The organism is Blautia luti (genome assembly GCF_013304735.1).
Lineage (GTDB): Bacteria > Bacillota > Clostridia > Lachnospirales > Lachnospiraceae > Blautia_A.
The window spans coordinates 31,733-57,883 of record NZ_JAAITI010000007.1 but is presented as its reverse complement, the minus strand read 5'-3'; the positions used below and the strand labels follow the sequence as shown (position 1 = coordinate 57,883).

Genomic DNA, 26,151 nt, shown 5'->3' with positions numbered 1-26,151 from the left:
AATCATCTATGGTTAGGATTTCAAGAAAATTGTGTTCTTAACTGTATATAGCGATTGCATCCTTGTGCAGGGAGAATAATCCGGATCCGGACTCCAGTAAGGTTTCCTGGCATTTCATCAGTATTTAAAAAGAAATTCCACCATCTGCGTATTTGCACGTTTACTTTCCTCCATTTCAGGAAAAGTTGTACTAAAAGCATGCGGAAGTTTTTTGTCCACCTCATAATCCTCAAGATGACAGATCACACCGGCTTTTTTTATCGCTTTTGCATACTGTCTGCTGTAATTTCGAAGAGTATCTCCATAAGCTGTGACCAGAAATGACGGTGGCAGGTTTCGGATAATTTCTTTGTTTTCCGGATTTATATATGGATAAAACGAACTCTTTTTCCAGTGTTTCCCGTAAATATAGGAGGGAAGAAAAATCCCTATACTGTCCGGTTTGGTTGTATAATACATTCCACTTGCCAGACCCAGCGCCCGAATTTTCAGATCATTTGGAACAACCTGAAAAGCCTTTGCCAATTCAGGACTTTTTAACATAGCGGCCAGATATACGCACAGGCTCGCCCCCGCACTGGTTCCTGTCATATAAATATGTTCTCCGTCACCATCATAGGTTTCAAAATATCTCTTTGCATTTCCCATTCCTGTCATCAGATCCTTAAGAATCTGCGGAAACAACGCTTCCGGTGCAAGCGGATATTCAAATGAGAACACCAAAAAACCTCTCTGACTCATTTCTGCACAGAACAAATGGCCCTCTTCTTTTTTCCCAAGGAGAAAACCGCCTCCGTGCAGGTTAAACATGACTGGAAGTTTTCCTTCATAATTTCGGGGACGGTAAATATCCATGAAATGACAGGGCTTTCCATCTCCCATATAGTCAATGTCACAAATGAGTTCCACATCTTCCGGAAACAGATATTCCGCTTCATGTTTTTTCAGAAAATTATCAAGAAGTTTTTCTTTTTTTGCGGTTTGCTGTGCAATCATTTTATTAAACATGATTTCCCCTCCAGCTATGAAACAATCTACTATTAATACAAATGAATTTTCTTCTCCACAAGTCTGTCACCTTCATACTGCAATTTTACAGAAAAAAAGCGTTTTTCTCCTGAAAGTAGCAAATCAAGAAATACCTGATCCCCCTCCCATGCCGGAAGATTCGGCACCATGGCTTTGTCAACCCAGCAAAGTTCTCCCTCATCACATTCAATCAGTTCTCCTGTATATTCATCGGCCGTGAACACACACATAAGTTCTGATTCGCATTCACTGTTTATAAATGTCACCAGGCCACGGAACTTATAGGAGGTAAGTGTCAGCCCTGTTTCCTCTTTCACCTCACGAACAAGGCATTCTTCCGGAGTTTCCTGACTTTCCACATGCCCGCCAACGCCGATCCATTTGCCCTCATTCATATCATCCTGTTTTTTTACTCTGTGAAGCATCAGGAATTTATCATCGTTTTCTATATAACATAATGTCGTTGTCGTCATTTGATCCCTTCTTTCAGTTCCATCATCCTGCCACTGCCAGTGTGATATAAACCAGGATTGAGACCACACAATACAGAGAATTTGTTGTGGATGCATAGGCACTGCTCTCTTTCTTTCTCAGAAAAGTCTGCATACTGAATGTAGCAGGCGAGGACATATATGTAATAACCGCCAGGTTCAGAAGCCTGGAACCTCCTGCCAAATATTTTACTGCCATGAGAACTCCCGCAATCATCACTGCCTGCAAAAGGACTCTCAGCAATATGGTTTTGAGGCAGGGTCTGATAAGTTCCGGCGCAAGTTCCATACTGTACCCAACTACAATAAGAATAATCGGCGTAATGGCCGTTGTCAGAATATTCTCCACACTGAGATAACAATTGCCAAAAGGACTGTCCAGAAGCCGGGTGATCATTCGTGTCAGTCCCGCAATAATTCCAAGAACCGTTCCTATAAAAGCAGGGGTTCGCAATGCACTGTAAAACAGGCTTTTTGCATTGATCTTTTCCCCGTTTTCCGTCTGTCCCAGCATTCCCATATACACACTGAATCCAAAAAGAAGTCCCGCAATATCCAGCACTGCAATCTGTGAAAGATTTTCGCTGCCACAAAGACTTGTATACAACGGGTAAGCCATCATTCCACCTTCATAGATACAGACCAGAAACGGAAGATATTTCTTATATGGCTCGTCCATAAATCTTTTCATCCAGAATCCTGCCCCAAATGAAATCAAGAGCATCACAAACATGATCAGAACCAGAATTCCGATCTTTCCACTGTACTCTGCTGTTGCCAGTGCATGAAAAATTGCCACAGGAAGCATAATATTTGTTACCAGTGTTTTCATGTTATTGACACCACTCTGATCTAAAAGTTTCCATTTTCTGCACAGGATTCCAAGAATGATCATCGCCAGTACAGGCAAAACAATCTCCAAAACTTCCATCTCTCTGTCTTCCTCTCCATTGTCTTTAATCTTTTGTTTTTATCTGTTTCTGTGCATCTGCAAAATCTCCATCATCACTTCATATACCGCCATATTCTCTCTCACCACCAGAGCCAGGTTCTCTTTCGCCTGATTCAAAAGATGAAAAAGTTTTCGTACACTGGAATATTTTTCCGCAGAGCACCTGGATCTTAAATATCCTTTTTCGTCGTAATAATACTGTTCATCCAGCAATACAACGATCTTCTCCACATCTCTCACTGCCTGGATACCAAGCTGTCCAGAACCCTCTGGCATCCGCTGCTGATATCCCTGTCTCACAAAATCATTCATAAGATTTTCCGATTCTCGGCCATTACCAGCATACACCACTGCAATATTCGGATACCATCTGGGACTTCTTTTTTCCGGCAGGTGCATCATGTTCTGGATAAAAGTGGAAAGCTCCGCATTGGTACGGATCCGGTTTGTCAGATGAAATTTCTGGAGCCCCGGCAGATTCTCCAGTCTTTCCACAATGCTACGGTCCAGCTCTTCCGGTGAAATCACATCTTCGGAGTCACTGGAAAAGATCACTGGCCTGTGCTCACTCCAAGTAAGCAGAACCGATAATTTTTCCAGAGACAGAAGATGTGCTTCGTCTACCAGAATGCTGCTGTAGCAGCCAAGATCTGTCGTCTCTTCCAGCTGAGTATCTTCCAGAAAATCTATCCGCCGCAGACGTTCATGGAGGATCTTCCATTCTTTTCCCGCCTCTCCACAGTGAATGATACAGACTTTCTGGCGCACGGACAGCTTCATCGCAATATCATAAAGCAACAATGTTTTTCCTGTTCCGGGAAGTCCGCTGAACCAGAAATATCCTTTCCTTTCTCCACGGATCCTCTTCAGGATCTGCCGTTCAATATCTCGCTGCTGGGAAGTAAGGAAATACTCTTTTTTGAGAAAGCGCTCCGGTTCTGTCAGTGGAGAGATCAGATACAGCTCTGCCTGAAACAGATCCTCGATATCTCCCTCATAGTCCGGAGTTTCTTTCTCCAATGCATTGCAAAGCTGTTCCCAGTCCCCCTCCACAATATGATCGTGATTGGTCAGTCTCACCAGACGGTCTTCACTGCTGATATAAGTATACGACAGGATCGGTTTCCCGAAAACGGACAGATAATACCGGTTCTGGATCAGCTGTCTCCGGATGGCCTCGTCCGATACGCTGCCGCTTTTCAGTTCAATATTCACAATCTGGTCATCTTTGATCTGAAGAAGGTCAAACTCCTTTCCAAGCTTCGGAATCTGAAACGAATAAAAAAAACGGAGTTTATATACTTCTTCCATATGTAGTTCCAGCTGTTTCACCAGCGCTTTCATACTTTCCAGTTCCCACTCTTTAATCCGGAGGAAAAAATCTCTGCCAGAAAGCTGACGCTCCAGTTTCTGGATACATTCCATATTCTGATTTCTTGTAAGTGCATAGATCGATATTGCTTTCATATTTTGCCCCTTACTTTACCGTTTATTTCTTTATCCGCAGTGTCCTTAAATATTCCTTCTGCTCCGATGTAATCCGGTAACTTTCAATGGCCTTCTGTATCGTCTTGTTATGAGTCCAGACATCCATCTGACGCTTTTCCAGGAAAGGAAGAACTTTCTCATACTGTTTTGCCAGAGCTGTGGCAAAATACCAGGCACGCATCATATTTACATAATATTCTTCCGACCGGATCGCTGCTACTTTTTCAGGATATTCTGTCTTAAATTCCTCATCCAGATAATGGCGCATCAGCATACTGATCCCAAACCGGATGGTATACGGCTGATCCGATTCTATCCAGCGAAAAACTTCCCGGATAAATACATCCCGGTGTTTTTTCATCATATGGAGTGCCAGCAGATCACAGGTTGCCCAGTTATCAATAAACGGAAGAAAGCGCTCCAGTTCTTCCAGACATTTATCATAGTCTCTGATCTGTTCGATCAGCAGTCCATGGAGATTATTTTCCTCGTAATACTGATGGGGAAGAACCTGGAGAAATATTTCGGATTCTTCTGTTTTTCCAAACTTTTTGGCAAATTTCCGCAACATCGGTGTCCGGATCCCGATAAACTTCGTTTTCTCCATTGTAGGCACCAGTTTTGCATGAAAATCCCGATACTCTGCATCCTGCATTTCAAAAAGTCTTTTCTGCACATCGTGGATTATTTCTTCCTGATTCATTTCTTATCTCCGCCTTTCACACCAAAGATTGCGATCAGAGAACTTACAAGGAGAAGCATGGGATAAAACAGCTTCGGCATGATTTGAAAAGCGGAAAGCTCGCATCCCAGCTCATTTGCCGCAGAAATAGCCACCAGCATCTGGGCTCCGTAGGGGATCACCCCCTGGAAGATGCAGGAAAATGTATCCAGAATGGACGCTGTTTTTCGGGATGTGATCTTATATTCCAGTGCCATCTCCTTTGCGATTGGGTTTGCCATAACAATGGCTACCGTATTATTGGCTGTTGCGATATCCATAGCCCCAACAAGAAGTCCCATGCCAAGAAGTCCGCATTTTTTTCCTTTAAAAACTCTCTGTATTCCGGAAAGAAGTGCTTCAAAACCGCCATACTCCCGGATCAGCGCACACATGGCTGCTACAAGGATAGCCACCATACAGGTCTCGAACATTCCGGAAACACCGGAGCCGATATTGGTCAGAAGCTCCACTGGTGTGATATGTCCTCCAAGAAGCATGATAAACGCTCCGGAGACAATTCCGATCAGAAGTACCACAAATACATTGATGCCGATGATCCCGCCGATCAGAACCAGAACATACGGAAAGATCTGTATAAGATGATAATCCTGTACCACTCTTCCCTGGATCTCTGTCTGAAAAGACAGGATAAGGATCAGGATCAGTGTAACAACAGCTGCTGGAAATGCGATCCAGAAATTTTCCCGGAATTTATCCTTCATCTGACAGCCCTGACCGTTGCAGGCCGCGATCGTGGTATCAGAAATAAAAGAAAGGTTGTCACCGAACATGGCTCCTCCCATCACCGACGCCACACAAAATGCCATATCAAAACCGGAGGCTTTGGAAACCGCTACCGCAATAGGGGTAAGAAGCGTGATAGTCCCAACGGAGGTTCCCATCGCCACAGAAACAAAGCAGGCAACTACAAACAGTACCGCAACGGAAAAACGTGCAGGTATCAGAGAAAGCATGCAGTAGGCCACACTTTCTGCACTGCTGCGCCCCACAACGCCCACAAAAGAGCCTGCTGTCAGAAAGATCAGAAGCATGGTGATGATATTTTTATCTCCTACTCCTTTTGCCATAAGCTCCAGCTTTCTGTCAAAGCTGATCATTCTGTTCTGAACACATGCCACCAGGATCGCAACCAGAAAAGCCACAACGATCGGTACATTATAAAATCCCATGGGGATCTCCATCACATACTCGAACAATATTCCCAGTCCCAGATACAGGACCAGAAAAACACCGATAGGCAGCAGTGCGATCACATTTCCTTTTTTCTTCATTTCCTCCATAAAACAATTCCCTTCATCACTTATTATATTCCCGGCTTTTTTCTCCGGGTGATCTGTTTTCTATCATATCATATTTCCCTATTCCTGTCCTGCTGCTGACGGAAACTTCTTCATATTTCCGGCACGATCCTGTTATCTCTAATATTTTTTACCTTATTTAACAAGATTTTCATTAATTAAATCATTCCTTCCGTTGAAATCCGGAGCTTTTTTCAGTATAATTGGCTGTAGACAATTGTGAAAAAGATATCCGAAGGATTTATGGTGATATCTCTGATCACAGTCATTAAAGGAGGAATATGATTATGGCAACATGGAAAAATCTGGACACTCTTGCTTCTTACAGCACACTTAACGGTCTGAAAGATCACGTGAACATTGCAGAGGCAATGTCCGGCGAGCAGGGTGCAGAACGTGTAAAGAAGTACAGCGTACCGATGGCAGCAGGTCTGGCTTACAATTACGCAGCTAAGGAAGTGGACGAGACCGTTCTTGACGCACTTTCCAAACTGGCTGATGAAGCAGAACTGATTGAGAAATTCCAGGAATTATACAACGGCGCAGTGATCAACACAGGTGAAAAACGTATGGTCCTTCATCATCTTGCACGTACACAGCTTGGTGATCCTGTTGTTGTTGACGGTGTAGACAAGCGAGAATTCTATGTAGCTCAGCAGAAGAAAGCTGCAGATTTTGCAAACAAAGTACATGCAGGAGAGATCACAAACGAAGCCGGTGAGAAATTTACTACTGTTGTACAGATCGGTATCGGCGGAAGTGACCTGGGACCGCGTGCATTATATATCGCACTTGAGAACTGGGCAAAGGCAAACAACACCTTCAAGATGGAAGCAAAATTCATCAGCAACGTTGACCCGGATGATGCAGCTGCTGTTCTTGCATCTGTAGATCTTGCTCACTCTCTTTTCATCGTTGTATCCAAATCCGGTACAACACTTGAAACTCTGACAAACGAGGCATTCGTAAAAGACGCCCTTACAAAAGCGGGCCTGAACCCGTCCAGACATATGCTTGCTGTAACCAGTGAGACCTCTCCTCTTGCAAAGAGTGATGAGTACCTTACCGCTATTTTCATGGACGACTATATCGGCGGACGTTACTCTTCAGTTTCCGGCGTAGGCGGAGCGATCCTTTCCCTTGCATTCGGACCGGAAGTATTCGCAGACATCCTTGACGGAGCTGCCGAGGAGGATAAACTTGCAACAAATAAGAACATTCTTGAAAACCCGGATATGCTGGATGCCCTGATCGGCATTTATGAGAGAAACGTACAGGGATATCCTTCTACAGCAGTTTTACCATACTCCCAGGCATTAAGCCGCTTCCCTGCTCATCTTCAGCAGTGTGATATGGAGTCTAACGGTAAATCCGTAAACCGCTTTGGTGAGCCGGTGGATTATGTGACCGGACCGGTGATCTTCGGTGAGCCAGGAACCAACGGACAGCATTCCTTCTACCAGCTTCTCCATCAGGGAACCAATGTTGTTCCGCTTCAGTTCATCGGCTTTAAGAAGAGCCAGCTTGGTGTTGATGTTGATATTGAGAACAGCACAAGCCAGCAGAAGCTTTGCGCAAACGTTGCAGCGCAGATCGTTGCTTTTGCATGCGGAAAAGAAGATGAGAACCTGAACAAAAACTTCAAGGGCGGACGTCCTTCCAGCATCATTGTTGGTGAGGAACTTACACCGAAGTCTCTGGGTGCTCTTCTTGCACACTTTGAGAACAAGATCATGTTCCAGGGCTTTGTCTGGAACCTGAACAGCTTTGACCAGGAAGGTGTACAGCTTGGTAAAGTTCTTGCAAAACGTGTTCTTGCTCATGACACAGACGGAGCACTGAAAGTTTATAGCGATCTTCTGAACATCTGATAAACAGATTTTTACCGTCCTGGAGAACTTTTTCTTTCAGGACGGTTTTTCTGTCTTTCTATCTATCACGGAAAGGAATTTCATAAACATGCAGCAGATAAAAATGATCGGCCTGGATCTGGACGGCACTCTTCTGAATACCAAAAAAGAGCTTACAGACCATACCCGTCGTGTCCTTGCGGAGGCTATTAATGCAGGTATCCTGGTTCTTATGGCAACCGGCCGCCCCTTTACAGGCATTCCCGAAGAGCTTCGTACTTTTCCGGGTATCCACTATGCCTTAACTTCCAATGGAGCCCGGGTTCTGGATACCGATCACAACAAAATCTTAATTGAACAGCTTCTTCCCATGGAAAGTGCCAAAAAAGCTCTCCGAATCTTTGAGAAATATGATACATTAAGTGAGATTTATTTTGACGGCCAGGGATATGCGGACGCTGCCAAACTTGACAATGTGGGAAAATATCATCACGATCCCAATATGTGGAATTATGTACGCACTACCCGTATCGCCGTTCCGGATATCTGGGATGTTATTGCAAAAGAAAACAGAAACATGGATAAAGTCCAGGCACTTTTTGCAAATATGGACGAGCGTGCCGCTGCCTGGAAGGAATTAAGTGAACTTAAAGAGCTGGAACTGGTAGGCTCTTTAAGCTACAATATTGAGATCAACGCCGCAGGTGTCAACAAAGGAACTGCTCTTGTCGCTCTTGGCAAAATGCTGGGGATCCCAAGAGAATCCATCATGGCATGCGGAGACGGCGACAACGATGTCCATCTTCTCCGGGAAGTTGGTTTTGGCGTAGCCATGGCTAATGCACAGCCCCAGGTGAAGGAAGCAGCCGATTATATTACTGCTTCCAATGACGAAGACGGCGTAGCATGCGCCATTGAAAAGTTTGCACTGCACCGATGAGATATTCTATTATGTATGTCAAAAAGGAACCGACAGTTTTTACGCTGTCGGTTCCTTTTTTAGAATGGGATTGAATAGCGGTACATTCACATTCGATCAATATTCATAGTTTCCTGCCGGCTGTTTGATCCTGGTAAGAAGATCCTGGTAAGAAGATCATGCCAGGACTGATCCCAGATATACCATTTTCCGGTTTTGGAGTGCTTATATGTACAGATCCATCTGGAACTGTCACTGCCTGCAAAATCAGTAAATGATCTGTAGATCGCAGGAGTGGTCTGGGTCGGTTCAAAATACGGGATATCTTCACTGATGGAATTTCCTTTACCCGGAAGTGTGTCCTGTCTTAACGTAATGGAAATCGGTTTAGACGGAGTATAATTGTTGGCCGGAGTTGCTCCATTCAGGTAAGAATTGCCAAGATATTTATATCCGTTATCCGCTTTCATACGATCCCTCAAAAAGTTTTTGTAATACTGGGTCATCTCTTTATTATTGAGATAAGAAATCATCTCCTCGCAGTCCGTCGGATTGGTCGGTGTCCAGGTACGATATGCAAGGATCAGAAAAGCCATGGTCTTATAGCGGCTGTCTGCCGTTGTGATATCATACTGTTTCAGCTCCTCCGCATTGGTCGGGATCGTGGTAAAGGTGTAAGTATAGGTATTTATCGTTACATCAATGACTTCCTTCTGTCCTTTATCATTGGTGATCTCTTTTTTTGCAGATTTAGTTCCTTTTGTAAGAACCGGCTCCACCTGTTTCTTTACTGTCTGTGTCACGTGGACAGTACAGCTGCCTCGCCAGGTACTCTTATCCCGGACCTGGATCTTTGTTGTTCCCACATTCACTGCCGTTACTTTGCCTTTACTGTCTACAGTTGCAACAGATGTATCATCACTGGTCCATACAAGAATCTCTTTATAATTCTTTACCTGAAGCTGTCTCACATCACCTTTATTCATATTTAAGGTGGTGGCACTTAAAGATGGTTTCGGCACCGGTGTAGGTGTCGGCTTCGGTTTCTGCGCTGCTTTTACTGTAACCTTACAGTTAAATTTCTTAGTATTTGCCTTCGCTGTGATCACTGCCGTTCCTTTTTTCACTGCGGTGATCTTTCCTTTGGAATCCACACGTGCGACCTTAGGATTAGAAGAAGAATATTTCACCTTCACAGTTGTTCCTGTCAGTTTAATGGCACTGGAATTCTTTTCTGTTAATGTCAGCGATGTCCTGCTGAGCTTTGGTGTCTCTACCTTTACAACACATTTGTATGTTTTTTTGCTTACCTTTGCATAGATCGTTGCGGAGCCTTTATTTTTTGCAACCACCTGGCCTTTGCTGTTTACGGTTGCAACGCTCTTTTTGGAAGATCTCCAGGCAACCTTCTGTCTGGTTCCGGTAACCTTAAGTGTTGTCTTCTCACCTTTTAAAAGAGTTACTTTTGTTCTGTTCAGTTTTGGTGCGGCGCTGACAGTCACACTTCCAAATGCCATCGTAAAAACAAGACTGATCAGCAGCATAAAACATAACAGATTTTTTTTCTTTTTCATTCTGATTTCCCCCTTTCCGGTAAAACGTATATTTACGTCATATATTGCTTTAATCACATTTTAGAGGAAATCCCTGACAAAAACACTAGCACTTATGATAGTATCATTATAAACATTTATATTCTTTCGTCGTCCATACCGGGCTTATTGTCAGGAAACCAAAATAAAACAGGACTGATTTTTGATACAGATACTTGAAATCAAAAGTTTCATCTGTTCAAAAATCAGTCCTATTTATAAAAAAATATTATGTTGATCTGTAACACCAGGCCGATAAAGGCATTCGCTATTTGCCCATAATGATACAGTCACGTAACATCGCCAGTGCATGCGCTGTAGTCTGCTCGCGGATCCGCATGCGGTTTCCTGTAAAGTGGAACTCTTTGGCAATAGCCTTGCCCTTATAGCAGCAGCCCATAAATACAGTACCAACCGGAGTTTCCTTTGTTCCGCCTCCCGGTCCTGCCAGACCCGTCACGGAAATACTGATGTCTGCTCCGGATGCTTTGCAGGCGCCCTTTGCCATTTCTCTGGCACATTTGGCGGAAACTGCCCCCTGCTCCTTCAGAGTGCTCTTCTTCACTCCCAGGCATTTATGTTTGGCCTTGTTACTGTAAGTCACGAAGCCGTAACCAAATACCTCAGATGCACCAGATACATTGACAATACGCTGAGCGATCATACCGCCGGTCAAAGACTCCGCCAGGGAAAGCTTTAGATCTTTTTCTTTCAGAAGATCGATCACTGCTTCCTCCAGGGTCTTACTCTCATCGGTTGCAAACACATTCTCACCAAAACGTTTCTTTAACTCTTTGACAACCGGTTTGATCAGCTTTCTGCAGGCTTTTTCATCCTCTGCACTTGCTGTCACACGAAGATGCACTTCACCGGTTTTGGCATAAGGTGCAATGGTAGGATTGGTCTGACTTTCGATCAGATCCTGGATCTCTTCTGCTACCTGGCTCTCACCGATCCCGCTGATCTTCACCATCTGGGATACAATGATCTCCGGCTGGTTTTTCTGCAGATACGGAACAATGTACTCCTCAAACATAGGCTTCATCTCATTTGGAGGCCCAGGAAGAAGGATGGCGGTTTTTCCTTTTTTCTCAAGGATCAGTCCCGGTGCGGTTCCGTTATGGTTATCCAGGACAATGGCTCCCTTTGGAACCATGGCCTGTTTATAGTTATTCTTTGTGATACGTCTCTGAGGATTGTTTTTTTCATATTCCTTCAGATACTTATCGATCAGTTTCTTTGAGTGGGAATCTTCCACTAACGGCATTCCCATCAGATCAGCAGTTACTTCCTTGGTGATATCATCCTCTGTCGGTCCAAGGCCTCCGGTCAGGATCACAACATCAGAACGGTCCAGTGCGGTACGGATCACGTCGCGCATACGGCCTTCGTTATCACCTACTACATCCTGATAGTAAACACTTAATCCAAGCAGAGCACATTTTTCAGAAAGATAGGCACTGTTGGTATTTACGATATTTCCAAGAAGGATCTCGGTTCCTACGGATATCAGTTCTGTAATCATGGAAAGAAACTCCTTTCGTATACTCCGATCCCTACTCCTGCATGGAAAGGACCTTTCTGTTCTGCATGATATAAGTCAGCAGGGAGATAATGGTCAGTGCAACGGACAGCCAGATAAATATCTGTGTCAGCACTGTAAAAATACCTCCAAAATCCAGCATCAGAAGTATGATCATGATCATCTGGGAAACGGTTTTGAATTTTCCCCAGTAGTTTGCGGCAATGACAATTCCGTTCTCCGCTGCGATCAGACGGAAACCGCTGATGATAAACTCGCGTCCGATGATGATGATCACAACCCATGCCGGAAGTTTGTCAAGCTCGATCATGCAGATCATAGCAGAACATACCAGAAGCTTGTCTGCCAGAGGGTCCATAAATTTTCCAAAATTGGTTATCAGGTTATATTTTCTGGCAAGGTGGCCGTCAAACCAGTCCGTTACACTGGCTGCGACAAAAATCGCAAGACAGATCCAGCGGTTGGCTTCTCCGCCCCATCCTGTCAGCAAGAAAACTACAAGAAACGGTACAAGTATCATTCTTGCAACTGTCAGTTTATTCGGTGTATTCATCGCTCAGCACTCCTATCAAATCATACTCAAGCGCACCTGTCACACGTACCTTCGCAAAATCACCAGTCATAAGCAGTTCGCCTGTCTGAACGAAAATGTATCCGTCAACTTTCGGTGCATCCCCGTAGGTACGTCCGATATAGGCACTTTCATCTGCAACTTTTCCCTCGATCATGACAAGAAGTTCCTGTCCGATACGATCCTGTCCTTTGTCGTAAGAGATCTCCTGCTGGAGTTCCATCAGTTCGTCTCTGCGTTCTTCTTTCACTTCTTCCGGAACCTGGTCTGCCATCTCTGCTGCCGGGGTATTCTCTTCCGGAGAGTAAGTGAAGACACCAAGACGATCAAATTCCATCTCATCTACGAACTCTTTCAGTTCTTCATGGTCTTCTTCTGTCTCTCCCGGGAATCCGGTGATCAATGTTGTACGCAACACGATATCCGGAATTTCCTTACGGAGTTTTCCGACGATATCGATCAGTTCCTGTTTGGAAGTACGGCGACCCATTCTCTTAAGAATGCGGTCCGATGCATGCTGGATCGGAATATCCAGGTAATGACAGATCTTCTTCTCATCACGGATAGTCTCGATCAGCTCATCGTAGATCTCCTCTGGATAGCAGTAAAGAACACGGATCCAGCGGATACCCTTGATCTCACAGAGCTTCTTTAAAAGAATGTGAAGAGATTTTTTGCCGTAAAGATCTTTGCCGTAAACGGTGGTCTCCTGTGCTACCAGGATCAGTTCCTTCACACCCTGCTCTGCCATATCCTCTGCCTGGGCAATGAGGCGCTCCATGGGAACGCTTCGGAACTTGCCACGGAGTTTCGGGATGATACAGTAGGTACAGTGCTTGTCACAGCCTTCTGCGATCTTCAGATAACCGAAATGTCCGCCAGTGGTAAGGACACGTTTGCTTCCTGTATCCGGAAGATAATCAATATCACGGAACTCTTCGAAATGATTTCCGGCTACTGCTTCTTCCAGCGCCTTTACGATGTCTCCGTAAGATGTAGTTCCAAGGACAGCATCTACCTCCGGAACCTCCTCGATGATCTCCTTCTGATACCGCTGTGCCATGCATCCGGTAACAACCAGAGCATGGCAACTTCCTGTTTTCTTATATTCTGCCATCTCAAGAATGGTTTCCACACTCTCTTCTTTGGCATCCTTGATAAAACAGCAGGTATTGATCACAATGGCATCTGCCTGTGTCTCATCGTCTACGATCTCATGACCTCTGGCTGTGAGAAGTCCCAGCATCTCCTCAGAGTCTGCCAGGTTTTTATCACAGCCAAGAGAGATGAATAATATCTTCATACAGTTACTCCGCTTCTGTCTGAGCTGTCTCTGCAGTCTCAGTGTTCTCTGCGGTCTCACCTTCTGCTGCCTCAAGAGCCTCTTTCTCTGCTTCCAGAGCTTCGATCTCTTCCTCTTCTTCCTGTCCCGGAAGGATCTTTACTTTGCCTTTATAAAGCTCGTCAATGGCAACAGAAAGCGGTTTCTTGCCTGCTGCACCTGGTACAAGGGGCTCTGCTCCTGCAATCAGCTGACGTGCACGTTTGCTTGCTGCAAGTACAAGAGAATAACGGCTGTTCAGCACGAGAGCCTCATCGTCGTCCTCGTTATTTGTGTTGATAGCCTCAATTAATTCTGAATAAGATGGATGTATCATATCTTTTCTCCCTTCTGTAACGGCAGGGCCGTATTTAACTTGTTAATTGGTATTTATAAAAAAGCTTCCGCTTCTTTCTGAATTCTGGATACAAAATCATGGTTTCTGGATGCGCGCATACGCTCACATCGGATGGTTTCATGAAGTGTATCAACACATTCCTCCAGATCATCGTTGATCAGGAGATAATCGTATTTATCCATTCCCTTGGATTCTTCAACGGCTCTTCTGAGACGTCCGTTGATCACATCCAGAGTTTCTGTTCCGCGGCCTACCAGACGGTTTTTAAGCTCTTCCATAGATGGCGGGCAGACAAATACAAGCAGAGTATCCGGGAATTTCTCACGGATCTTCATGGCTCCCTGGATCTCGATCTCAAGGATCACATCTTTTCCTGCTGCAAGCTGTTCCTCCACATATTTACGAGGAGTACCGTAATAATTCTCCACATACTGTGCGTATTCGATCAGTCCGTCTTCCCGGATCAGCTGTTCAAATTCTTCTTTTGTGCGGAAGAAATATGCCTCTCCGTCTTTCTCTCCTGGTCTTGGATTTCTGGTGGTAACAGAAACGGATAATGCATAATTGTCATATTTCTCCATCAGCCGTTTCATGACGGTGCCTTTTCCGGAACCGGAAAAGCCAGAAACAACAACTAAAATTCCCTTACTCATTTCCTTCCTCCCTCTCTTCCTCTCCGTAGGCTTCCGAAAATCTCTTGGCAATGGTTTCCGGCTGCAAAGCGGAAAGCACAAGATAATCATCGGAAGTAACGATCACTGCTTTTGTTTTTCTTCCCTGTGTGGCATCGATCAGGGTGCGGGTTCCCTTGACACTCTGTATCATGCGCTTCACAGGAGCGGCATCCGGACTTACCACAGCCACGATCTTGCGTGAATTGACAACATTTCCAAAGCCTACATTGATCAGTTTCGCCATTTCCGCTCTCCTTTTCTGTCTGTGTACAGTCTTTATCTGTCCGATTACTCGATATTCTGGATCTGCTCACGGATCTTCTCGATCTCTGTTTTCAGATCGATGGCCGCGTTGGATACGGTAAGATCATTGGATTTGGACAGGATGGTGTTCGCCTCGCGGTTCATCTCCTGTGACATGAAATCCATCTTACGTCCCACGCCTTCGTTCTCATCCAGGATCTTTCTCATTCCGTGGATGTGGCTCCGAAGACGTACCGTCTCCTCGTCATTGCAGATCTTATCTGAAAAAAGTATCACCTCTGCGGCGATCCTGGAATCATCGATCTGGTTATCCTCAAGAAGCTCATGCATCTTGGCTTCCAGCTTCTCTCTGTAAGCCTTTACAACTTCCGGCGAACGTTTCTCCACAATATCAACTTTCTCCTCCAGGCCGTTAAGCTTCTCCAGAAGATCCTGTTTCAGATTGGCGCCCTCACGCTCACGGGTTTCCACAAATTTCCGACATGCCTCATGAAGAGGTCCCTCCAGAAAGTTCCAGAGTTCTTCCTCATCCGGAGCCTGTTCCTCCATTGTAAACACATCCGGATATCTGGAAAGTGTGGAAACACGGATATCATTCTCAATCCCCAGTTCCTCACTCATCTGGTTTAAATAGCCCAGATATTCCTTTGCCAGCTCTGCGTTATATTTCAGAGCCATTCCGCCCATTGTATAGTCTTCATAGGTGATGAACACATCAACCTTGCCACGGCGGATATAGGTCTTCATCACATTTCGGATCTCTCCCTCAAAATAGCTGAGTCGCTTCGGCATTTTGATGTTCAGGTCCAGATATCTGTGATTGACGGATTTCAGCTCAACAGAAACCTTACGCTCCCTGGAAACTGCTTCTGCTCTGCCAAAGCCAGTCATACTTTTTATCATGTTATCCTCCAATACTGCCTCTTAAGTTTATCGGCTGCAGATAAATGCAGCCAATGATTGCATACGGATTTATTATAGTTCATTCCAAAACCCTAGTCAAACTCTTTTTTTACTGTTATAATAACTGATGTTGAAATGGAGGTAAAAATCATGGCATTTGACGGAATTACAGTCTCCGCCCTTGTGGCAGAGATCGATGATAATTTAAAAGGTGGACGTATCAACAAGATTGCCCAGCCGGAAAACGATGAACTTCTGATCACAGGAAAAGGCGCCAACGGACAGAAACGTCTTCTCTTAAGTGCAAGCGCATCTCTTCCTCTGATCTATTTTACAGATAAGAACCGTATCAGCCCTTTAACTGCACCCAACTTCTGTATGCTTCTTCGAAAGCATATCGGAAGCGCCCGAATCCTGGATGTAAAACAGCCGGGAATGGAGCGTGTGGTGGAATTTGAGCTGGAGCACCTCAATGAACTTGGCGACCCCTGCCGGAAGCGCCTGATCATGGAGCTGATGGGCAAACACAGCAACATCATCTTCTGCGATGAAAAAGGCATGATCCTGGACAGTATCAAACATGTCTCTTCCCATATGAGTTCTGTCCGTGAAGTCCTTCCAGGAAGAGAATATTTCATTCCAAATACCCGGGATAAAGAAAATCCGCTGACAGTTTCCGAGGAAGAATTTACCGGACATATCTGCAAAAAACCGGTAAACATTTCCAAAGCGCTTTATACTTCCCTCACCGGTATGAGCCCGGTAATGGCTGAGGAGATCTGCTACCGTGCATCTATTGACGGAAGTGATGCGGCACAGTCTCTGGATGAGACGGCCTGCACCCATCTTTACCACACCTTCCTCCGCCTGATGGAACAGATCCAGAACCGAGAGTTCACTCCGAATATTGTCTACCGCGGAGAAGAACCTGTGGAATACGGTGTCTTTCCTTATCAGCAGTTTGGCAGTGAATACCGCAGCGAAACTTTTGACAGTGTTTCTGCCATGCTGGAGACTTATTATGCTACCAAGAGTTTGCTGACAAGGATCCACCAGAAATCTTCCGATCTTCGTCGCGTAGTACAGACTGCTCTGGAACGTAACCGAAAAAAATATAACATCCAGAAAAAACAGCTGAACGATACTGCCAAGAAAGATAAATTCAAGGTTTACGGCGAACTGATCAACACCTACGGATACGGGCTTGAGGAGGGTTGCAAATCGTTTAAGGCTCTGAACTATTATACCAACGAGGAGATCACCATTCCACTTGATCCGACGCTGACTCCGGCACAGAATTCCAAAAAATATTTTGATAAATACGGAAAGCTGAAGCGTACCGAAGAAGCTGTCACAGAGCAGATCGCAGATACGGAAAGTGAGATCTCCCATCTGGAATCCATCTCCAATGCTCTGGATATTGCCAGATCTGAAAGTGACCTTTCCCAGATCAAGGAAGAGCTCACCGAGTACGGCTATATCAAACGTCACTACACCAACAAGAAAGGCCAGAAAGCCCAGCCGAAATCCAAGCCGCTCCACTACATATCCAGCGACGGTTTTGATATCTATGTGGGCAAAAACAATTTCCAGAATGATGAGCTGACTTTCAAGTTCGCAACTGGAAATGACTGGTGGTTCCATGCAAAAAAAATGGCCGGTTCACATGTGATCGTCCGCACCAAAGACGGGGAACTTCCGGATCGTACCTTTGAGGAGGCCGGACGTCTGGCTGCCTGGTATTCCAAAGGTCATTCTGCTCCTAAAGTAGAAATCGACTACATCCAGAAAAAACATGTAAAGAAGCCTGCAGGTGCAAAACCTGGTTTCGTTGTATATTATACCAACTATTCTCTGATGGCTTCTCCGGATATCTCGGATCTGAAAGAGGTTACAGAATAATAATTAATCAATAAAAAACCTTCCTGTGTTTTAGTATTTCTTCTGGCCAGGATACCTGCATCTATGTAAGTATCTGTCCTGAGAAATCTTTCTGTAAACACAGGAAGGTTTTTATTTTTGCAACAAACATTCGCATTCCACTTCGTTACATGCCCATAAGTGGAAATCACTTTATGATTTTTGTTCAGATTTCCAGTTTTTTCTTTACGGCAGGCGCAATGGATGTATCTGCCTTATGATACGGGATCAATGTGGACTGCAGCGCATGATACAGGTCGGATTTTCCCGGCCATACGGTTCCTTTCAGATGATTATGCTCGTCCAGCTGATGGAACCAGGAGCCATTCTCGTGATCCATGACCACTTCATCCAGATACTTCATGAATTCTGCATAGTCTTTCGCATATTTTTCCCTGCCGGTCACATGATAAAGAACCGCAGAAGTATTGATTGCCTCTGCAAGTGTCCAGTGCATACGGTCATGTACCACAGGTTTTCCCTGCCAGTCTGTTGTGTATACAATCCCCGGTGCACCATCTGCATCCCAGCCGTCTTTTATGGCTGTTGTATAAAGGTTCTCTGCTGCCTGGAGATAATTTTCCAGTTTTTCTTTCTCTTCCCCGCAGTTTGCAAGTGCCCATTGAGTGATCAGCCTTGCCCACTCAATTCCATGGCCCGGTGTTGCACCATATGGCTTGAACGGGTCATCCGGGCGGTCGCGGTTGCAGTCAAGATCTGCCACCCATTCCTTTGTGAAATGTTCCGGAATCCTCCAGGAGTTATCCTCTGCCCAACGGATCACATGGTCAATGATCCTGCCTGCGCGGATGTGATATTTTTTGTCCCCGGTGACATCTCCTGCTGCCAAAAAAGCTTCCACAGTATGCATGTTTGCATTTAATCCCCGGTAATCGTCCAGCACGGTAAATTCTGTATTCCAGGTATCGCAGGCCAGTCCTTCCTCTTCATTCCAGAAATGCTGATCATAAACATCCAGCGCCTCCTCAAGGAGTTCTTTTGCCCCAGGCCTTCCTGCTGTCAGTGCGGAAGAAGCTGCCAGGATCACAAATGCATGGGCATAACACTGTTTGTTCGGCACAATGCCACCCTCCGGTGTCACTCCTGCATACCAGCCACCGTTTTTGTCATCGTGAAGTTCTCCCTTAAGGCCTTTCAGCGCCGCATCCACAAGCTCTCCGCTTCCCTCGTGGCCAAGCATCAGTCCCAGGCTGTATACATGTACCATACGGCAGGTGATCCAGGTTTCCCGGTTTCTGTCCTTCCATGGTGTTCCGTCATCCCCCAGATAGTAGGAACCTCCATTTGGAGAAGGAAACCTGTGTCCAAAATTCAGAAGATCCTCACAGGACGCTTTCAGGAATTCCCGGTTTTCATTTGTGTTGATCTCATATTTGCTGTTCATTTTAACCACCCCATCTGCTTTTTTCCTTAGGATACCATTCTTTTTCGGGGACTTCAATTCTTTTGGATCTTTTTGACAGATTGACGAAAAAAGGAGAATGCCATATACGCATTCTCCTCATATTCAGACTTCTTAATTCCATTACCGTAACGGTCACAGATATCCTCATTAATCTTCAAAACAGGTGATCACATAGCGGTCACTTTCTATGATCACATCAGAAACATTATCTCTGTCCCAGATCGCATCGCTGATGATATCTTTCAGCTTATCATCCATAACGATATTAAAATTCTCCTCGATCACCTGAAACGGAACTCCCTCATTCTCCTGTGCATACTCCATGATAAAATCAAGAATCTTCTCTTCCATACCTCAAAATCTGCCTTTCTGTAAATACTAACGTTTAATATATTACATCAGATTTCCGCAGATGTCCAGATATTTTCCAGCCATGTCCATGCAGTATTCCATAAGATATTATGCCAGTATACACACCCCTTTACATTTCGTTCTATATCAGAATCTGGTATGTCGGTTCACATATTTTGCTTTATATTTGGAGTACACAATGGTCTGATCCTTGTAAAGGCCATAATATCCCGATGCTGCATAGCTGATAGATACTGCGATCAGATAGAAGGATACTCCCTTAAATCCAAACATTTCAAAAGCGATCAGGATCGAAGTGATCGGACAGTTGGTCACACCGCAGAAAACTGCTGCCATTCCGCAGGCTGCACAGATCGACGGAGAAATTCCCATAAGATTACCCATCACACAGCCAAAGGTAGCTCCAATGCAGAAAGAAGGTACGATCTCTCCCCCGCGGAATCCTGCGCGCATAGTCAGTGCTGTAAGCACCATTTTCCAGAAAAAGGCGAAAGTATCCGCCTGTCCGTTTTCCACCGCTTTTTCAATAAGCTCCGCACCAGCGCCCATATATTCATCTGTTCTCAGAATAAAGGTGACAACAATGACCAGGCAGGCGCCCACTGCAACCCTGACATATTTATTCTTAAACCATCTGCCATAAAGTCCTGCTGCACCATTCAGCGCAATACAGAACATAATGCTGACAACTGCACAGCCCAGAGCGATCACTCCCATTTTCAGTCCAGTTTCCACAGTCAGTGCCGGAATATCCGTCACATGAAAACTTTCCGGTGTGACTCCCATTCCGGCTGCAAATCCGGAAGCGATCAATGACGCGATCATACACGGCATCAGTGCTGCATAATACATCACGCCCACACTGACCACTTCCAGCGCAAAAACTGCCGCTGCCATCGGTGTTCCAAACAATGCGGAAAACGCCGCGCTCATGCCGCACATGACAATTACATGACGGTCCTCCTCGTCCAGATGGATCCATCTTCCAAGCTGGTTGGCAATACTTCCTCCAAGCTGGATCGCTGCTCCCTCACGTCCCGCAGAACCACCGGTAAGATGAGTCAGCGCCGTTGTGATAAAGATCAGAGGCGCAGAAAGGATCGGCACATCATCTCTGGAACGCACGGTAGAAAGAACCTGATTGGTCCCTCCATCCTCTTTTCCAAGCTTCTCATACAAAAATACAATGACAAGTCCGGATAATGGCAGCAAAAGAAAAATCCATTCATGCGCCTTCCGGTAACTGGTCACTGCCTTCAACGTAAAAGAAAACAGTGTGCTGGCAGCACCTACGATACATCCTGTAATGACAGCAAGAACCAGCCACTTGATCAGATTTGAAATATCCCGGCTGATTCTTGCACCGTAATAATATAAATGTTCCTTTAATCTTTTGTTATGATCGATCCCCATGTTCCTTCCCTTCTTTTCTTTACTGTCTGCATTATACTACATTTTTCCTCTCAGTAAAAGCAGGAAGAGAAAGCCCTGTTATTTTTTCTTCCAGGAAATATGCCTGTGTATCAGGATCGAGAACACACTGATCATCACAAGAAGCACTGCAGAGAGCCAGAATGCCGGAGACTTCGGATTTTTGATATTTGCTCCAAATATTGTAGCGAGAATAACTCCCGGCAGCGTTCCAAGCACGCCACCTGCCATATAGGTTCCAAATGGGATCTTTTCTGCTCCGAGAAACAGACTCACAGCATCTCCCGGTAAAAAGTTCAATGTCCGCATAAAAAATGAAATATACAGGGAATTTCCGTTCTGGTAATCTACTACTGTTTTCAGTTTCGGATATTTAGCTGTAAGACTTTCCACCATGGATGCACCTGAGAAGCGTCCCATCCAATATGGAAGTGCCAATGTGACTGCTCTTCCCAAAAAGTTCACCAGAAGTGCTGTTCCTGTAGCAAACAGATGCCCTACAGCAAGCTGCAGGATCGCAATTGGAAATATAAAAGAGACACTTTTCACTGCATAAAGCCCAAGCATAAGTAATGCAGCCTTAACAGGTTCCTCCGGTGTATATCTTAAGATCCTTTCCACAGACAGATCCTCTCTATAACGGATACAGAAAAGGAGAAGCAAAAGAAGGAGCACCGCCGGCAGATATTTTCTGATGTTATCAATCATTTTTTTCATGGTCTGATCACTCCGTTTTCAAAAAAAGAGCACCGGCACCTGTTTCCGGTACCGTGCTCTTTCATAAGTTCTGCTTTTTTAAGTTTCAGGATCAGCAGACTTTCTTCACTGCCTTTCTCTCCTGGTCTTCCTTCCACATTTCCTCTGCTACCGGTTTCCAGTTTTCAGCATACCGGTCACATTTCGCACAGAGATGCTCTGCACTCTCCGGTGACTGAAGATCTGTGGAATGTGCTCCGGATTTTTCTACCATTTCTCTCAGCTTCTGCGGGTTTTCAAGCATCGGACATGGGCGGTACATATTGTCATTAAACGGCTGTCCGTCATGATATGCCATCATCATCGGAGACTGCAGTGCTTCCAGAAGTGTTTTCTCGCGGATATTGGAATCAGAATAATGGATAAACACACATGGATCGATATCGCCGTTTGCATTGATATGCAGATAGCGACGGCCGCCTGCAATACATCCTCCCACAAACTCTGCATCATTCTGGAAATCCATGGCAAACAACGGCTTTGTTGCACGGTATTTACGGATACGCTCATAGGTTTCTCTTCTCTGTGCAGGAGTAGGAAGCAACTCCGGTGCTGCATCATTTCCAACCGGCATATAATGGAAATACCAGATAAAGTACGCTCCAAGATCGATCAGGCTGTCGTAAAATGCCTCTGATGTGATAGACTCGAAATTTGCACTCGTATAACATGCAGAGATACCAAATACAAGTTTCTTCTCTCTGAGAAGATTGATGGCCTTGATAACCTTCTGGTATACACCATTTCCTCTTCTGCCATCTGTTGCAGTCTCAAATCCTTCCAGTGAAATTGCAGGAACAAAGTTTCCTACCCGAAGCATATCATTTGCAAAATCCTCATCGATCAGTGTGGCATTTGTGAAGGAAAGGAAGATACAGTCATTATGTTTCTCGCAAAGACGGATCAGATCCTTTTTTCTTACAAGTGGCTCTCCGCCTGTGTAAATATACATATAAACGCCAAGCTCCTTACCCTGGCGGATGATGTCATCGATCTCATCGTAGGTGAGGTTCAGCTTGTTTCCATACTCTGCTGCCCAGCATCCTGTACAGTGCAGGTTACATGCACTTGTTGGGTCAAGAAGGATCGCCCACGGGATATTACAGCCATATTTCTCACGGCATTCATCCTGTTTCTTCCAGCCTGCAAGATTTGCATTGATAAAGAAGTTTGCAACCAGAGTTTTCATAACATGCGGATCAATATCAGTTACCAATCTATGAATAAACGGATAATACGGATGTTCCGGATTAGAAATGGCTTCGCGGATCATTGCTCTCTGTGTAGGGAACCCGCCACCTGAAAATTTATCGGCCCAGTCCATGATCTTGATAAAGTTTTTATCCGGATCTTTATAAACATAGTTGAATGCCTGCTCAAGTCCGAATTTCTTAAGTGTGTTCATTGCGCTCATACTATCTCTCCTTATTTCTCTCAATGTAAATATGCAATCCAGCTAAACGAACATCTTCATTCCGTCACACTGCATTTCGAGTACCAAAGCTTTCTTACTATCTTTGCCTGACTCATGGTGTTACTGTACGTTTTTTCCATTTGAATAACAATAGACAATATAATTGGTATGACCAAAAACTAGGCAAATCTGTTAAAATGCCTAAATATTATTGGCATTTATTCTAAATAACATTAGTTATTTTTGTGCATACTTACTTCACGATGTTTATCCATATAAAAAACACCCTGGCAAAGGCAGAAATATCTTCCGCCCTGCTTCGGGTGTTTTTGATTTATCTTATTACTTTACTACGATATTGATGATCTTCTTCGGTACGTAAATCTCTTTGATGATATTTCCGGAAATCTTATCTGCAACTGCCTTCTTTCCTTCGGCAATCGCATCTTCTTTGGAGATTTCTGCCGGAATACTGATAACAGCCTTGGTCTTGCCGTTGATCTGAACCGGAACCTCGATCTCATCATCCTTCATAAGCTCCTCATCGTGAGCCGGCCACTGTGCATGGAAAATGGAATCCTCATGACCAAGCTTCTCCCAGATCTCCTCTGCAATATGAGGAACAAACGGTGCAAGAAGAATGGTAACTGTCTCGATGGTTTCTTTGTCAACAGCGCCGTCGTTCTGCTTTGCGATAGCGATCAGCTTGTTTGTGTATTCCATAAATCCGGACACTACGGTATTCAGGCTGAAGGCCTCAAGTCTGCTGGTGATATCGTATACCATCTTATGACGGGTCTTCTCCATCTCTTTGGTAGCCGGGATATCTTTCTCAATGCTGTCAAGAGCCAGATTCCAGAAACGTTTCAGGAATCTGGATACACCATCGATTCCTCTGTCATCCCATTCTGCATCCAGTTCCGGCGGTCCTACGAACAGCTCATACATACGTAAGGAATCACATCCGTAATCATTTACAAGATCATCCGGTGAAATAACATTTCCTTTGGATTTACTCATCTTGATTCCGTTTTTACCTGTAATCATACCCTGGTTGAACAGCTTGACAAACGGCTCATCGAAATCAATAGCTCCGATATCATACAGGAACTTGGTGTAGAATCTGGAGTACAGAAGATGAAGAACCGCATGCTCTACACCACCGATGTACATATCTACCGGCAGATACTTGTCTGCTTTCTCTTTGGATACCAGTTCGTTGTTGTTCTTGTTATCTACATAACGGAGGAAATACCAGGAAGATCCTGCCCACTGAGGCATGGTATTTGTCTCACGTTTTGCAGGTGCACCACAGCATGGGCATGTGGTATTTACCCACTCGTCGATGGCAGCAAGCGGTGACTCTCCGGTTCCTGTCGGCTGGTAGCTTTCTACCTCCGGAAGTCTTAACGGAAGCTGATCCTCCGGTACCGGTACAGCACCGCATTTCGGGCAGTGTACGATCGGGATCGGCTCACCCCAGTAACGCTGGCGGGAGAATACCCAGTCTCTCAGTTTGTAGTTGACAGTCTTACGTCCGATACCCAGCTTCTCGATGATATGCGGTGCTTCCTTCTTCAGTACGGAAGATTCCATTCCATTCCACTCACCGGAGTTGATCATGGTTCCGGAAGCCTCTGTGTAAGCTTCTGTCATATTCTGAATTTCTTTACCATCTTTTGCGATAACCTGGATGATCGGAATATCGAATTTCTTTGCAAACTCAAAGTCACGGTCATCATGAGCAGGTACACACATGATAGCACCTGTACCATAATCAGCAAGTACATAGTCAGAAAGCCAGATTGGAAGCTTCTCGCCGTTCAGCGGATTGATCGCATAAGTACCTGTGAACACACCGGTCTTCTCTTTATCCTGAAGACGGTCTACATTGGATTTCATGGAAGCATCAAAGATATATTTCTCTACAGCCTCTCTTGTCTCGTCTGTTGCAAGAGATTTCGCAAGAGCATGCTCCGGTGCAAGTACCATGAATGTTGCTCCGTGAAGAGTATCCGGTCTTGTTGTATAGACGGTGATCTTCTCATCTCTTCCTTCAACCGGGAAATCTACCTCTGCACCGTAGGATTTACCGATCCAGTCTGTCTGCATCTTCTTAACTTTTTCCGGCCAGTCCAGTTTGTCCAGGTCATTTAAAAGTCTGTCTGCATATTTTGTGATGCGGAGCATCCACTGACGGAGGTTCTTTTTGGTAACCGGAGTACCACAACGCTCGCAGCATCCGTTTACAACCTCTTCATTTGCAAGACCTGTCTTACAGGAAGGGCACCAGTTGATCGGGAATTCCTTCTCATAAGCAAGACCCTCTTTGAACATTTTTACAAAGATCCACTGTGTCCATTTATAGAAATCCGGATCTGTTGTGTTAACCTCCATATCCCAGTCATAGATCGCTGCGATATCGTTGATCTGACGTTTGATATTTTTGATGTTTGCTGCAGTAGATACTGCCGGATGAACACCCATCTTGATGGCATAGTTCTCAGCCGGAAGACCAAAAGCATCCCATCCCATCGGGTGAATCAGGTAATAACCCTGAAGCATTTTATAGCGGCTCCATACATCAGAGATCACATAGCCTCTCCAGTGTCCTACATGAAGACCGTTTCCGGACGGATACGGGAACATATCCAGACAGTAGTATTTCGGTTTCTTGCCGTCGTTGACATTTACCGGCTTTTTCTCCCAGTTTGTGCGCCATTTCGCTTCGATGGCTCTATGGTTATAAGGTGCAGCCATTTTTTTATTCCTCCTGACAAATTACTCAGTATTAATACTTTAATGCTTTCACACACTGCTATTAATTTTAACTA

At 44.9% G+C, this 26,151-nt stretch carries 23 protein-coding genes; 3 read left to right on the top strand and 20 right to left on the bottom strand.

What is annotated here, in order from left to right; all coding sequences use genetic code 11:
- Nucleotides 1-117: 117 nt before the first annotated feature.
- Genes G5B06_RS05690 through G5B06_RS05665 form a run of 6 tightly spaced genes read right to left on the bottom strand, consistent with a single transcriptional unit; the run spans nt 118 to nt 5,976 of the window.
- Nucleotides 118-1,008 carry an alpha/beta hydrolase gene (locus G5B06_RS05690; protein WP_173771527.1) on the bottom strand — a complete coding sequence of 297 codons (891 nt, stop codon included), beginning with the start codon at nt 1,006-1,008 and terminating at the stop codon, nt 118-120.
- Between the two features lie 32 nt (nt 1,009-1,040).
- On the bottom strand, nt 1,041-1,502 hold the full coding sequence (locus G5B06_RS05685) for an NUDIX hydrolase (RefSeq protein WP_022427260.1): 462 nt from the start codon (nt 1,500-1,502) through the stop codon (nt 1,041-1,043).
- A 22-nt stretch (nt 1,503-1,524) separates the two neighbouring features.
- Complete coding sequence (locus tag G5B06_RS05680) at nt 1,525-2,451, bottom strand: AEC family transporter (RefSeq protein WP_148446973.1); 927 nt, start codon at nt 2,449-2,451, stop codon at nt 1,525-1,527.
- A gap of 39 nt (nt 2,452-2,490) precedes the next feature.
- Complete coding sequence (locus tag G5B06_RS05675) at nt 2,491-3,939, bottom strand: ATP-binding protein (RefSeq protein ID WP_173771525.1); 1,449 nt, start codon at nt 3,937-3,939, stop codon at nt 2,491-2,493.
- A gap of 22 nt (nt 3,940-3,961) precedes the next feature.
- Nucleotides 3,962-4,663 carry a DNA alkylation repair protein gene (locus tag G5B06_RS05670; protein WP_173771523.1) on the bottom strand — a complete coding sequence of 234 codons (702 nt, stop codon included), beginning with the start codon at nt 4,661-4,663 and terminating at the stop codon, nt 3,962-3,964.
- On the bottom strand, nt 4,660-5,976 hold the full coding sequence (locus G5B06_RS05665) for a Na+/H+ antiporter NhaC family protein (protein ID WP_244094531.1): 1,317 nt from the start codon (nt 5,974-5,976) through the stop codon (nt 4,660-4,662). Before G5B06_RS05665 ends, G5B06_RS05670 begins: the two co-directional genes overlap by 4 nt.
- 314 nt (nt 5,977-6,290) lie before the next feature.
- Between G5B06_RS05665 and G5B06_RS05660 the strand changes: the two genes are divergently transcribed.
- Together G5B06_RS05660 and G5B06_RS05655 are read left to right on the top strand one after the other, a co-directional pair.
- Nucleotides 6,291-7,874, top strand: coding sequence for a glucose-6-phosphate isomerase (locus tag G5B06_RS05660; protein ID WP_173771519.1), 1,584 nt, complete (start codon nt 6,291-6,293; stop codon nt 7,872-7,874).
- 88 nt (nt 7,875-7,962) lie between these two features.
- Complete coding sequence (locus G5B06_RS05655; RefSeq protein WP_173771517.1) at nt 7,963-8,793, top strand: Cof-type HAD-IIB family hydrolase; 831 nt, start codon at nt 7,963-7,965, stop codon at nt 8,791-8,793.
- A gap of 86 nt (nt 8,794-8,879) precedes the next feature.
- Here G5B06_RS05655 and G5B06_RS05650 read toward each other — a convergent pair whose 3' ends face one another.
- The 8 genes from G5B06_RS05650 to G5B06_RS05615 form a co-directional block, all read right to left on the bottom strand.
- On the bottom strand, nt 8,880-10,346 hold the full coding sequence (locus G5B06_RS05650; RefSeq protein ID WP_173771515.1) for a DUF6935 domain-containing protein: 1,467 nt from the start codon (nt 10,344-10,346) through the stop codon (nt 8,880-8,882).
- A gap of 286 nt (nt 10,347-10,632) precedes the next feature.
- Entirely contained in the window at nt 10,633-11,889 is a 1,257-nt protein-coding gene (locus G5B06_RS05645; RefSeq protein ID WP_173771513.1) for a competence/damage-inducible protein A, read from the bottom strand.
- A gap of 31 nt (nt 11,890-11,920) precedes the next feature.
- Nucleotides 11,921-12,460 (bottom strand): CDP-diacylglycerol--glycerol-3-phosphate 3-phosphatidyltransferase, encoded by a 540-nt coding sequence (gene pgsA, locus G5B06_RS05640; protein ID WP_148446980.1) that lies wholly within the window; start codon nt 12,458-12,460, stop codon nt 11,921-11,923.
- The gene (rimO, locus tag G5B06_RS05635; RefSeq protein WP_148446981.1) at nt 12,444-13,781 is read right to left on the bottom strand and encodes a 30S ribosomal protein S12 methylthiotransferase RimO; all 1,338 of its coding nucleotides are present in this window, start codon (nt 13,779-13,781) and stop codon (nt 12,444-12,446) included. Before rimO ends, pgsA begins: the two co-directional genes overlap by 17 nt.
- 4 nt (nt 13,782-13,785) lie before the next feature.
- Nucleotides 13,786-14,136 (bottom strand): DNA-directed RNA polymerase subunit omega, encoded by a 351-nt coding sequence (gene rpoZ, locus G5B06_RS05630; RefSeq protein ID WP_148446982.1) that lies wholly within the window; start codon nt 14,134-14,136, stop codon nt 13,786-13,788.
- 53 nt (nt 14,137-14,189) lie between these two features.
- Entirely contained in the window at nt 14,190-14,810 is a 621-nt protein-coding gene (gmk, locus tag G5B06_RS05625; protein WP_148446983.1) for a guanylate kinase, read from the bottom strand.
- Nucleotides 14,803-15,075, bottom strand: coding sequence for an extracellular matrix/biofilm biosynthesis regulator RemA family protein (locus tag G5B06_RS05620; RefSeq protein ID WP_148446984.1), 273 nt, complete (start codon nt 15,073-15,075; stop codon nt 14,803-14,805). The genes gmk and G5B06_RS05620 overlap by 8 nt, the downstream gene beginning before the upstream one ends.
- A 44-nt stretch (nt 15,076-15,119) precedes the next feature.
- Complete coding sequence (locus tag G5B06_RS05615; protein ID WP_148446985.1) at nt 15,120-15,998, bottom strand: YicC/YloC family endoribonuclease; 879 nt, start codon at nt 15,996-15,998, stop codon at nt 15,120-15,122.
- A gap of 150 nt (nt 15,999-16,148) precedes the next feature.
- Between G5B06_RS05615 and G5B06_RS05610 the strand changes: the two genes are divergently transcribed.
- Nucleotides 16,149-17,900 carry an Rqc2 family fibronectin-binding protein gene (locus tag G5B06_RS05610; protein WP_173771511.1) on the top strand — a complete coding sequence of 584 codons (1,752 nt, stop codon included), beginning with the start codon at nt 16,149-16,151 and terminating at the stop codon, nt 17,898-17,900.
- 184 nt (nt 17,901-18,084) lie between these two features.
- Here the strand turns inward: G5B06_RS05610 and G5B06_RS05605 are convergent, their stop codons facing one another.
- The 6 genes from G5B06_RS05605 to leuS form a co-directional block, all read right to left on the bottom strand.
- Entirely contained in the window at nt 18,085-19,323 is a 1,239-nt protein-coding gene (locus tag G5B06_RS05605; protein WP_173761601.1) for an AGE family epimerase/isomerase, read from the bottom strand.
- Between the two features lie 168 nt (nt 19,324-19,491).
- On the bottom strand, nt 19,492-19,695 hold the full coding sequence (locus tag G5B06_RS05600; RefSeq protein WP_021978076.1) for a hypothetical protein: 204 nt from the start codon (nt 19,693-19,695) through the stop codon (nt 19,492-19,494).
- A 147-nt stretch (nt 19,696-19,842) separates the two neighbouring features.
- Nucleotides 19,843-21,129: a chloride channel protein gene (locus G5B06_RS05595; RefSeq protein WP_148446988.1), complete on the bottom strand. Its 1,287-nt coding sequence runs from the start codon at nt 21,127-21,129 to the stop codon at nt 19,843-19,845.
- Between the two features lie 78 nt (nt 21,130-21,207).
- Nucleotides 21,208-21,864: a TVP38/TMEM64 family protein gene (locus G5B06_RS05590; protein ID WP_173761600.1), complete on the bottom strand. Its 657-nt coding sequence runs from the start codon at nt 21,862-21,864 to the stop codon at nt 21,208-21,210.
- 91 nt (nt 21,865-21,955) lie between these two features.
- Nucleotides 21,956-23,317, bottom strand: a complete 1,362-nt coding sequence (locus G5B06_RS05585; RefSeq protein WP_148446990.1) for a radical SAM protein — start codon at nt 23,315-23,317, stop codon at nt 21,956-21,958.
- Nucleotides 23,318-23,659: 342 nt separating this feature from the next.
- Complete coding sequence (gene leuS, locus G5B06_RS05580) at nt 23,660-26,077, bottom strand: leucine--tRNA ligase (RefSeq protein ID WP_148446991.1); 2,418 nt, start codon at nt 26,075-26,077, stop codon at nt 23,660-23,662.
- Nucleotides 26,078-26,151 lie beyond the last annotated feature (74 nt).

Coding starts and splice junctions, on each gene's coding strand:
- G5B06_RS05690 (WP_173771527.1), bottom strand. CDS start 1,008: ATGTTTAATAAAATGATTGCACAGCAAACCGCAAAAAAAGAAAAACTT.
- G5B06_RS05685 (WP_022427260.1), bottom strand. CDS start 1,502: ATGACGACAACGACATTATGTTATATAGAAAACGATGATAAATTCCTG.
- G5B06_RS05680 (WP_148446973.1), bottom strand. CDS start 2,451: ATGGAAGTTTTGGAGATTGTTTTGCCTGTACTGGCGATGATCATTCTT.
- G5B06_RS05675 (WP_173771525.1), bottom strand. CDS start 3,939: ATGAAAGCAATATCGATCTATGCACTTACAAGAAATCAGAATATGGAA.
- G5B06_RS05670 (WP_173771523.1), bottom strand. CDS start 4,663: ATGAATCAGGAAGAAATAATCCACGATGTGCAGAAAAGACTTTTTGAA.
- G5B06_RS05665 (WP_244094531.1), bottom strand. CDS start 5,976: ATGAAGAAAAAAGGAAATGTGATCGCACTGCTGCCTATCGGTGTTTTT.
- G5B06_RS05660 (WP_173771519.1), top strand. CDS start 6,291: ATGGCAACATGGAAAAATCTGGACACTCTTGCTTCTTACAGCACACTT.
- G5B06_RS05655 (WP_173771517.1), top strand. CDS start 7,963: ATGCAGCAGATAAAAATGATCGGCCTGGATCTGGACGGCACTCTTCTG.
- G5B06_RS05650 (WP_173771515.1), bottom strand. CDS start 10,346: ATGAAAAAGAAAAAAAATCTGTTATGTTTTATGCTGCTGATCAGTCTT.
- G5B06_RS05645 (WP_173771513.1), bottom strand. CDS start 11,889: ATGATTACAGAACTGATATCCGTAGGAACCGAGATCCTTCTTGGAAAT.
- pgsA (WP_148446980.1), bottom strand. CDS start 12,460: ATGAATACACCGAATAAACTGACAGTTGCAAGAATGATACTTGTACCG.
- rimO (WP_148446981.1), bottom strand. CDS start 13,781: ATGAAGATATTATTCATCTCTCTTGGCTGTGATAAAAACCTGGCAGAC.
- rpoZ (WP_148446982.1), bottom strand. CDS start 14,136: ATGATACATCCATCTTATTCAGAATTAATTGAGGCTATCAACACAAAT.
- gmk (WP_148446983.1), bottom strand. CDS start 14,810: ATGAGTAAGGGAATTTTAGTTGTTGTTTCTGGCTTTTCCGGTTCCGGA.
- G5B06_RS05620 (WP_148446984.1), bottom strand. CDS start 15,075: ATGGCGAAACTGATCAATGTAGGCTTTGGAAATGTTGTCAATTCACGC.
- G5B06_RS05615 (WP_148446985.1), bottom strand. CDS start 15,998: ATGATAAAAAGTATGACTGGCTTTGGCAGAGCAGAAGCAGTTTCCAGG.
- G5B06_RS05610 (WP_173771511.1), top strand. CDS start 16,149: ATGGCATTTGACGGAATTACAGTCTCCGCCCTTGTGGCAGAGATCGAT.
- G5B06_RS05605 (WP_173761601.1), bottom strand. CDS start 19,323: ATGAACAGCAAATATGAGATCAACACAAATGAAAACCGGGAATTCCTG.
- G5B06_RS05600 (WP_021978076.1), bottom strand. CDS start 19,695: ATGGAAGAGAAGATTCTTGATTTTATCATGGAGTATGCACAGGAGAAT.
- G5B06_RS05595 (WP_148446988.1), bottom strand. CDS start 21,129: ATGGGGATCGATCATAACAAAAGATTAAAGGAACATTTATATTATTAC.
- G5B06_RS05590 (WP_173761600.1), bottom strand. CDS start 21,864: ATGAAAAAAATGATTGATAACATCAGAAAATATCTGCCGGCGGTGCTC.
- G5B06_RS05585 (WP_148446990.1), bottom strand. CDS start 23,317: ATGAGCGCAATGAACACACTTAAGAAATTCGGACTTGAGCAGGCATTC.
- leuS (WP_148446991.1), bottom strand. CDS start 26,077: ATGGCTGCACCTTATAACCATAGAGCCATCGAAGCGAAATGGCGCACA.